Source organism: Vibrio sp. 10N.286.48.C11, assembly GCF_041469805.1.
GTDB lineage: Bacteria > Pseudomonadota > Gammaproteobacteria > Enterobacterales > Vibrionaceae > Vibrio > Vibrio crassostreae_C.
This window is the reverse complement of sequence record NZ_JBFRLK010000112.1, coordinates 1-2,974: the sequence shown is the minus strand read 5'-3', so window position 1 is coordinate 2,974 and position 2,974 is coordinate 1. Positions and strand designations below refer to the sequence as shown.

Genomic DNA, 2,974 nt, shown 5'->3' with positions numbered 1-2,974 from the left:
ACCCTTTCGGGTTGTATGGTTAAGTGACTAAGCGTACACGGTGGATGCCTTGGCAGTCAGAGGCGATGAAAGGCGTAATAACTTGCGATAAGCCCAGATTAGGTAGTAATAACCTTTTGAGTCTGGGATTCCTGAATGGGGAAACCCACTTACATAAGTAAGTATCCTGTTGTGAATACATAGCAACAGGAGGCAAACCGGGGGAACTGAAACATCTAAGTACCCCGAGGAAGAGAAATCAACCGAGATTCCGAAAGTAGCGGCGAGCGAAATTGGATTAGCCCTTAAGCTTTTAATGATGCAGGTGAAGAGTCTGGAAAGTCTCGCAGTAAAGGGTGATAGCCCCGTAACCGACACATCATAATCAGTGAAAACGAGTAGGGCGGGACACGTGATATCCTGTCTGAATATGGGGGGACCATCCTCCAAGGCTAAATACTACTGACTGACCGATAGTGAACCAGTACCGTGAGGGAAAGGCGAAAAGAACCCCTGTGAGGGGAGTGAAATAGAACCTGAAACCGTGTACGTACAAGCAGTAGGAGCACCTTCGTGGTGTGACTGCGTACCTTTTGTATAATGGGTCAGCGACTTAATTTTAGTAGCAAGGTTAACCGTTTAGGGGAGCCGTAGGGAAACCGAGTCTTAACTGGGCGTACAGTTGCTAGGATTAGACCCGAAACCAGGTGATCTAGCCATGGGCAGGTTGAAGGTTGAGTAACATCAACTGGAGGACCGAACCGACTAATGTTGAAAAATTAGCGGATGACTTGTGGCTAGGGGTGAAAGGCCAATCAAACCTGGAGATAGCTGGTTCTCCCCGAAAGCTATTTAGGTAGCGCCTCGGACGAATACTACTGGGGGTAGAGCACTGTTAAGGCTAGGGGGTCATCCCGACTTACCAACCCTTTGCAAACTCCGAATACCAGTAAGTACTATCCGGGAGACACACGGCGGGTGCTAACGTCCGTCGTGGAGAGGGAAACAACCCAGACCGCCAGCTAAGGTCCCAAAGTATAGCTAAGTGGGAAACGATGTGGGAAGGCTCAGACAGCCAGGATGTTGGCTTAGAAGCAGCCATCATTTAAAGAAAGCGTAATAGCTCACTGGTCGAGTCGGCCTGCGCGGAAGATGTAACGGGGCTAAGCTATACACCGAAGCTGCGGCTACGTACCTTAGGGTGCGTGGGGTAGGGGAGCGTTCTGTAAGCCGTTGAAGGTGGTCTGTAAGGGCTGCTGGAGGTATCAGAAGTGCGAATGCTGACATGAGTAACGATAAAGGGAGTGAAAAACTCCCTCGCCGGAAGACCAAGGGTTCCTGTCCAACGTTAATCGGGGCAGGGTAAGTCGACTCCTAAGGCGAGGCCGAAAGGCGTAGTCGATGGGAAACGGGTTAATATTCCCGTACTTCTTACAATTGCGATGGGGGGACGGAGAAGGCTAGGTGGGCCTGGCGACGGTTGTCCAGGTTCAAGTACGTAGGCGGGTGGTTTAGGTAAATCCGGACCGCTACTAACGCTGAGATACGATGTCGAGCTACTACGGTAGTGAAGTCATTGATGCCATGCTTCCAGGAAAAGCCTCTAAGCTTCAGATTGTAAGGAATCGTACCCCAAACCGACACAGGTGGTCGGGTAGAGAATACCAAGGCGCTTGAGAGAACTCGGGTGAAGGAACTAGGCAAAATGGTACCGTAACTTCGGGAGAAGGTACGCTCTTATCAGTGAAGTCCCTTGCGGATGGAGCAGACGAGAGTCGCAGATACCAGGTGGCTGCAACTGTTTATTAAAAACACAGCACTGTGCAAAATCGTAAGATGACGTATACGGTGTGACGCCTGCCCGGTGCCGGAAGGTTAATTGATGGGGTTAGACTTCGGTCGAAGCTCTTGATCGAAGCCCCGGTAAACGGCGGCCGTAACTATAACGGTCCTAAGGTAGCGAAATTCCTTGTCGGGTAAGTTCCGACCTGCACGAATGGCGTAATGATGGCCACGCTGTCTCCACCCGAGACTCAGTGAAATTGAAATCGCTGTGAAGATGCAGTGTACCCGCGGCTAGACGGAAAGACCCCGTGAACCTTTACTACAGCTTGGCACTGAACATTGAACCTACATGTGTAGGATAGGTGGGAGACTTTGAAACCGCGTCGCTAGATGTGGTGGAGTCGTCCTTGAAATACCACCCTTGTAGTTTTGATGTTCTAACGTTGGTCCCTGAATCGGGATTACGGACAGTGCCTGGTGGGTAGTTTGACTGGGGCGGTCTCCTCCCAAAGAGTAACGGAGGAGCACGAAGGTGGGCTAAACACGGTTGGACATCGTGTGGTTAGTGCAATGGCATAAGCCCGCTTGACTGCGAGAATGACAATTCGAGCAGGTGCGAAAGCAGGTCATAGTGATCCGGTGGTTCTGAATGGAAGGGCCATCGCTCAACGGATAAAAGGTACTCCGGGGATAACAGGCTGATACCGCCCAAGAGTTCATATCGACGGCGGTGTTTGGCACCTCGATGTCGGCTCATCACATCCTGGGGCTGAAGTCGGTCCCAAGGGTATGGCTGTTCGCCATTTAAAGTGGTACGCGAGCTGGGTTTAGAACGTCGTGAGACAGTTCGGTCCCTATCTGCCGTGGGCGTTGGAAAATTGAAGGGGGCTGCTCCTAGTACGAGAGGACCGGAGTGGACGAACCTCTGGTGTTCGGGTTGTCATGCCAATGGCATTGCCCGGTAGCTAAGTTCGGAATCGATAACCGCTGAAAGCATCTAAGCGGGAAGCGAGCCTTGAGATGAGTTTTCCCTGGCACTATAAGTGTCCTAAAGGGTTGTCGTAGACTACGACGTTGATAGGCAGGGTGTGTAAGTGCTGCGAGGCATTGAGCTAACCTGTACTAATTGCCCGTGAGGCTTAACCATACAACACCCAAGGGGTTTTGTGGACTCAAAGAAATACCAAACGCTTGAATGAGTTTGAAGAGA

Annotated in this window: 1 rRNA gene; it reads left to right on the top strand. The window is 51.1% G+C overall.

Annotated elements, in window-relative coordinates:
- Positions 1–17: 17 nt before the first annotated feature.
- A 23S ribosomal RNA gene (locus AB4209_RS21075) occupies positions 18–2,911 on the top strand.
- The last annotated feature ends 63 nt before the right edge of the window (positions 2,912–2,974 follow it).